The organism is Natronomonas sp. (genome assembly GCF_046710025.1).
In the GTDB taxonomy this organism is placed as follows: Archaea; Halobacteriota; Halobacteria; order Halobacteriales; family Haloarculaceae; genus Natronomonas.
The window spans coordinates 1-5622 of the sequence record NZ_JBKEGK010000169.1 but is presented as its reverse complement, the minus strand read 5'-3'; the positions used below and the strand labels follow the sequence as shown (position 1 = coordinate 5622).

The following is a 5622-nucleotide window of genomic DNA, read 5'->3' as shown; positions in this document are numbered from 1 at the left end:
GGCGGCAAGGAACTCGGGATTTGGCTGTTACTCGACTCCGAGGGCTCGGTTCAAGAGGAGTTGTACGTGGAGTCACACGAATATCGCGGGGGCGGATTTGATGTCTACACGGCTACACCGGATGGCGGGTGGACACACTTGGCGAAATACGAGGCCGTTGATCCGGCGTTCAGGCGGGCCAGCGAGTATCTCAAGGAGAGCCCACACCCCGTTGAAGACATATAACCGGGTGTTCAGACAGCGTATCGGGGTAGCATAGTTTATCCCTATCTGTAGGTGTCCGACTGGAAGATGTAGCGCGCCTCCCCCAAAGCGGTTCCGCGAGGTGTGGGTTGGTCTCTACCTGCATAAGTCGTCGGCGTTCGCCTCGCTGTCGCTGTGGTCGACCGATACCCCCAGATAGCCACTGATGAGCTACTTTCGCATCCCTAACGGGTTTTTGCAGTTCTTGCACAGGAACAGGTCTCTGTTCCCGAACAGCGAGATCGAACCATCCTCCTCGGCTTCGATCTCGGGAACCGAGTGGCTCTCCCCGAGTTGTTCGATCGAGTCGACTTCTTCACCGCACCCGGAGCAAGTGATAGTATCACTCATGATTAGACGAACATTTGACGCTGATAAATAACTCCGGTGAACGTGCAGATCTACTGCATTGTCAATTACCCAACTAGTACCGAACGGAGGTGGAATCGGACGGATCAAACGGAGTGCGGCCCGATATCAGAGGTCGCTGAGGGCGTCGTCTACGTCGAACGTCTCAGTCGTTGATTCACCCTCGTGACGGGTGGGGGGACCGTCGGTGGCCGACGCTGTCACGACCTCGATCCGGTCGTGATCGACCTCGTCGGTCGACAGCGTCGCCCGGTAGCGTTCGCGCTCGGTGGCCCGCCCCTCGTACGGCTCGACCGATTCGACGCCATCGACTGCGGTTTCGATGAGCAAACACATCGTCTCGCGCAATCGATCCGTCGTTTCGCACCATCCCGTCGGTTTGACTCTGGGGAGCATCTCCGTGCTCAACTGCCAGGTTTCGACCGCTATTTCGTGGTCCGTTCCGCCGTGTTCTGCTGTCACATGCCCTCACCCGAGAATCGAACTTGGGGCGGCCCACTTGAGGGTACAGCACTGCTATCGTTTTCTGCCCGCGGCGTGCAGGCGGTATCGAACTCACAGGTTCCGACCTTCCGTCAGGACACGGGACAGCCAGTAGTATCCTCCCGATGGGGGTCCCGGGGCCTCTCATCGATGGTTTCGGGCGACAGAATCTTAATTATTCTGGGGTCGACCGTCGGTGATCCGATCGTCTGTGGCGTCCAACGGAGTGTGTCGGTACGCTCAACTCGGTGTCCGTTCATGCTGAGTCACCGTGCGAACGTGTTGCCCGTATTAAACTGTTGGTGAAACTGTATTTCGGCCCGGCCGGTGACATCTCCGTTCCCCCTTGCGTTGAGTCGGCTCCGTTTCTCTCTGATCGGGTCGGACGAATCAATCGCCGGTTTTTGACGCCGGTGAGCGCCGGGGCGCGAGTAATTAGATTTAATTAGATCGCGATAAAAGACGGTAGTGTGACCAGACCGTCGACCTCGGCACCGACACCGACGCGGTACGACGGCCTGCTGGCCGCGATGCCGGCACCCCTCGTGGGCGGCGCTGCGGTAGGGTGGCTCTCTAGCATCCCGACTATCGCTGGGCTCGCTATCGGCGGGCTCGTGGCTGCGGTGCTCGTCTCCGTGTCGCTCTTTGTCGTCCCGCCGACGTGACGCCGGTAAAAAGCCGGTCAGCGTGGCACTGATGTATTTCGACTCGTCGAGAGGCTTATTTCGGCGCAACACCGGTTCCAGCAGCGACCGCAGTAAGATCGAACCGCCCGGAGTCGACCGACACACCGGCGTAAGGGTCGTCCTCAAGCAGCAACGAGCCATCGAGATCCGCATAATCGAGTAGTGGGAGCAGGTGGGCGGCGCCCGAAATCGCGGCGTCGGTCTCGATCATACACCCACACATCACGCCGAGACCGTGCGCGCGGGCCGCATGGATGACCTCAACTGCGGGCGTCAACCCGCCGGTTTTCATCAGTTTCAGGTTCACGATGTCACAGCGGTCGGCGACCGCCGGGATATCGGCGGCGGTGAGACAGGATTCGTCGGCCACGACTGGGAGCGGCGAGCGCCCGTGGACGTGCGCCAACCCCGCTGGGTCCGTCGCCGACACCGGCTGTTCGACGAATTCGACGTCGAAGGCAGAGAGTGCCCGACAGTTTCGGACCGCCTTCTTCGGTCGCCACGCTCCATTGGCGTCGACACGGATCGTCGCGTCGGGCGCGGCGGCCCGGATTGCCTCGACGATCTCGATGTCGCGATTGGTTCCGAGTTTCACCTTCAGAACTGGGTAGCCGGCCTCGACCGCCGCCGCGGCGCGGTCAGCCATCGCATCCGTTCTGTCCAGGCCAATCGTAAACGAGGTCGGCGGGCACGCCCCCTCAGCGGAGAGCCCGAGCAACCGATAGACCGGTTCGCCGAGGAGCTTGCCGGCGAGATCCCACAGTGCGATATCGACGGCGGCCCTCGCGGCCGGGTTGTCGCGAACGACATCGGTCATCCGATCCGCGATTGTCCGCCGGGCGTGGGGATCACCGACCGATTTGACGGCCGCGAGCAGCTCCGGCAACAGCGTCTCGACGGTGCCGATCGTCTCGCCGTAGTGCCGCGAGGGCGCTGCCGCCCCGTAGCCCGTTTCGCCCTCGGCCGTCAGCGTCACGACGACGTTCTCTGTCGTCGCCGTCGTTCCCCGCGAGATCCTGAACGGGACCTCAAGAGATAGGTCGACCGCCTCAAAGTTGGTTTCGATTCGCATCACTCTACCCTCCTCATTCGTCGATCAGTTCCGCAAGGATCGCGTCGGCCCCCTCGCGGACGGGGTCGACGGCTGGCACGCCGAGCGACTCGCCGTAGGCGTCGATCGCCCGTTCGGCGGGTCCCTCGTCGAGGTCGGCGGTGTTCAATGCACCACCGAGCAGCTCCGTCGGCGCGACCGCGTCGGCGAGGTCGGTGTATAGCTCCGCGACGGCGGCCGGATCGGGGATAGAGAATGACTCGTAGCCGTGGATCGCCTCGCGGCCGGCCTCGTGACAGAGGACGAGATGCTCCGGTTGGGCACCGTGGAGGATGCCGCAGGTGACCGCCGAGTACGCCGGGTGGACGATCGAACCCTGCCCCTCGACGAAGAGGTAGTCGTACTCCTCGGCGCGCTCGCAGATCGATCGCTCAACCGCCCCGTTGGTGAAATCGCTCACCGTCCGGTCGATCGGAATCCCGCCGCCGGCGAGCACGATGCCGGTCTGGCCGGTCGGGACGAACCCCGCGTTCATCCCGGCCTCGCGGGCGGCCTCGACAAGTTCCAGCGTTGTCGTCATCTTGCCGGTCGAACAGTCGGTCCCGACCGTCAGGACCACCTCGACATCGAGGTCGCGAACGATCCCCTCGGCGACGGTGAGATTTTCCGGCGGCGTCCGAACATCGCGCAACTGGACGCCGTACTCCTCGGCCAGCGCCGCGAACTCCTCGTCGTCGCCGAGAAAGTAATGAAGGCCCGAGACGACGTCCGCCCCACGTTCGATCGCCGCACGAACGTCCGGCCGCCAGGACGCCTCGAAACCGCCGCCGATGGGGGCGATCCCGATCAACAGGGCGTCGAACTCGGGGGCGTCATCGACTCCGTCGACGACCGGCACGTCGTCCGCCCCGACGCCGGGAAGCTGATCGCCGACAGTAGTCCCCGCGGTCTTGCGATCGAGGACCGCGACGACCTCCTGATCGCCGTAGCGGAGGACGCCGACCGCCGTCTTGGCCCGGTCGGGAAACTGCTCGTGGGCAAGGATTACGACTCGCATGCATACCCGGAGGCCGCCGCCGGTTATAATTCCACTACTCCGAAACCACGGAGCGGTCGGGTGTCGGACGCGTGTGCCGTTGAGCCGGATGCAGCCCGGACGCCGACGAGAGCGTCACAGCCCGTAGAGGCGGACGGACCAAAAGTCCGAAAAGGCCTCGGCCAGCGCCGACTCCGGTTTCCCGGTCGCGTCGACGGCAGCCGTCGCGTCGGCGTCGAACTCACCGATCAGCCGGCGGTCGCCGACTACGTAGCGTTGGTCCGGGTCGACCGAATCAAGCGTCTTCGAGCACTTTTCGACGTGGGTGGCGATCTGCTCGTCCCGAAGCCGCTCGAAGCGCGCCTGCGAGAATCCGCCCTTGGAGTGATCGCTTTTAATCGGGCTCTCGAAGCCCTCGTAGGCGACGCGCTCGTCGCCCTCGTAGACGCCGACCGCAAAGATGTCCGACCGGACGAGCGCCAGCGCGAACCGTCCGGTCGGGCGAAACCACGAACGGTCGAGACGCGGCGTCGAGGCTTGCTCGATGAACGGGTCGGGGGTCACAGGGGGTCGAAGCGCCACCGCGAGCAGGCCAGCGTCGTCGGCACAGACGATACACGGGGCCGCCCGCCCGACCAACGGGGCCCGCTCCCCGAGCAGGTCGCGCACCGCCGCCGGAGGATCGTCCTCCACGACGGCGGTGAGCACGCTCTTGGGCCCCCCCTCGAAGGACGCGAGCCGATCGAGGACCGCGTCTGTGCGGCCGCCACGGAGGGTCTCCTCGTGTCTGAATCCAACTGAGGCGGCGTCGTCGGCTGCCGATCCGGCCGCCTCAACTCGGCCCTCAAGACCGGCGATCCGATCCTCGAGGCGGTTCGCGCGCTCCTCAGCGGCCTGCTTGTCGCTGACCGCGTCGGCGCGGCGCTCGCTTTCAGCTTCGAGGCGGGCTTCCAGCCGGTTGCGGCGCTCCTCAAGCGCCTCGATCCGCTCTTTCAGTTCGGTCCGGCCGAGAAGGTCGTCGAGCATCGCCGGACCGAGGGGCGCCGCCGATTAAAATCCCGCGGGACCGTCGGGATCGAACTCAAGCAGTTGGCGAGCGCGGTCGGCTTTCGCGAGAAACACTTCCCTGAGTGCCGGGGGGTTATCTGTCCCAGTCGCCGAGAGGGCTGACTCGGGCAGCGCCACGGTCCGACCGGGAACGTCGTCGGCTCCGTGGACCGCGACGTGCGTCGAACCGATCTTCATCACGAGTGGCTCGTCATCGGACTCATAGAGTTGTTCGGCAACCTGTTCGTGATGATCGCGATTGATAACAGCCCGGTCACCGACGTAGGGCTCGACGTAGAGCCGCCCCAGGTAGTAGCCGCTTGAGAACTGTTCGAACATGCGGTCATGTGAATGTTATGTGTTAACACATATAAGCGTTACTCGAAATTTAGCTCCCGTTACCGGTAGCGTCGCGGGATCAGCCTCATCGAACGAGGCAGAAAAAGGAGTATAAACGATTTCGAGCGCGCTCGCCGGCTCGATCGGGTCGGTTGAACGGTCCGAACGGTGCGGGGGTTTTTATCCGATACCGGACTTATTCACAGGCAATGCACCGAGGTACGGCCGGTGTCTGCGTGCTCACCGCGCTCGTCGCTGTTGGAGTAGTCTCGCTGGCCGGTGTAGCCGGCCCCGTGGGCGCGGCCGAGGCACCCGACAACGGCACCCAACGCGCCCAGAACGCCTCACTCGGCACCGAGATTTCGTCG

General features: G+C 64.0%; 8 protein-coding genes. 2 read left to right on the top strand and 6 right to left on the bottom strand.

Annotated features, from left to right (window positions below):
- Positions 1-225: hypothetical protein (locus tag ACI944_RS11005; protein WP_411719098.1), on the top strand; the 225-nt coding region annotated here is incomplete at its 5' end.
- A gap of 189 nt (positions 226-414) precedes the next feature.
- On the opposite strand, the gene ACI944_RS11000 is transcribed toward ACI944_RS11005, so the two are convergent.
- Together ACI944_RS11000 and ACI944_RS10995 are read right to left on the bottom strand one after the other, a co-directional pair.
- On the bottom strand, positions 415-594 hold the full coding sequence (locus tag ACI944_RS11000; RefSeq protein WP_411719097.1) for a hypothetical protein: 180 nt from the start codon (positions 592-594) through the stop codon (positions 415-417).
- A 126-nt stretch (positions 595-720) separates the two neighbouring features.
- Positions 721-1074, bottom strand: a complete 354-nt coding sequence (locus ACI944_RS10995; RefSeq protein WP_411719096.1) for a hypothetical protein — start codon at positions 1072-1074, stop codon at positions 721-723.
- A gap of 491 nt (positions 1075-1565) precedes the next feature.
- On the opposite strand from ACI944_RS10995, the gene ACI944_RS10990 reads away from it, so the two are divergent.
- Positions 1566-1760, top strand: a complete 195-nt coding sequence (locus ACI944_RS10990; protein WP_411719095.1) for a hypothetical protein — start codon at positions 1566-1568, stop codon at positions 1758-1760.
- A 55-nt stretch (positions 1761-1815) separates the two neighbouring features.
- Here ACI944_RS10990 and ACI944_RS10985 read toward each other — a convergent pair whose 3' ends face one another.
- The 4 genes from ACI944_RS10985 to ACI944_RS10970 all read right to left on the bottom strand — a co-directional run bounded on the left by ACI944_RS10985 (position 1816) and on the right by ACI944_RS10970 (position 5254).
- Positions 1816-2853 (bottom strand): dipeptide epimerase, encoded by a 1038-nt coding sequence (locus tag ACI944_RS10985; RefSeq protein ID WP_411719094.1) that lies wholly within the window; start codon positions 2851-2853, stop codon positions 1816-1818.
- 13 nt (positions 2854-2866) lie between these two features.
- Complete coding sequence (locus tag ACI944_RS10980) at positions 2867-3889, bottom strand: DUF1611 domain-containing protein (RefSeq protein WP_411719093.1); 1023 nt, start codon at positions 3887-3889, stop codon at positions 2867-2869.
- A 114-nt stretch (positions 3890-4003) separates the two neighbouring features.
- Positions 4004-4894: a Vms1/Ankzf1 family peptidyl-tRNA hydrolase gene (locus ACI944_RS10975; protein ID WP_411719092.1), complete on the bottom strand. Its 891-nt coding sequence runs from the start codon at positions 4892-4894 to the stop codon at positions 4004-4006.
- A 24-nt stretch (positions 4895-4918) separates the two neighbouring features.
- Positions 4919-5254: a DUF5802 family protein gene (locus tag ACI944_RS10970; protein ID WP_411719091.1), complete on the bottom strand. Its 336-nt coding sequence runs from the start codon at positions 5252-5254 to the stop codon at positions 4919-4921.
- Positions 5255-5622: the final 368 nt, after the last annotated feature.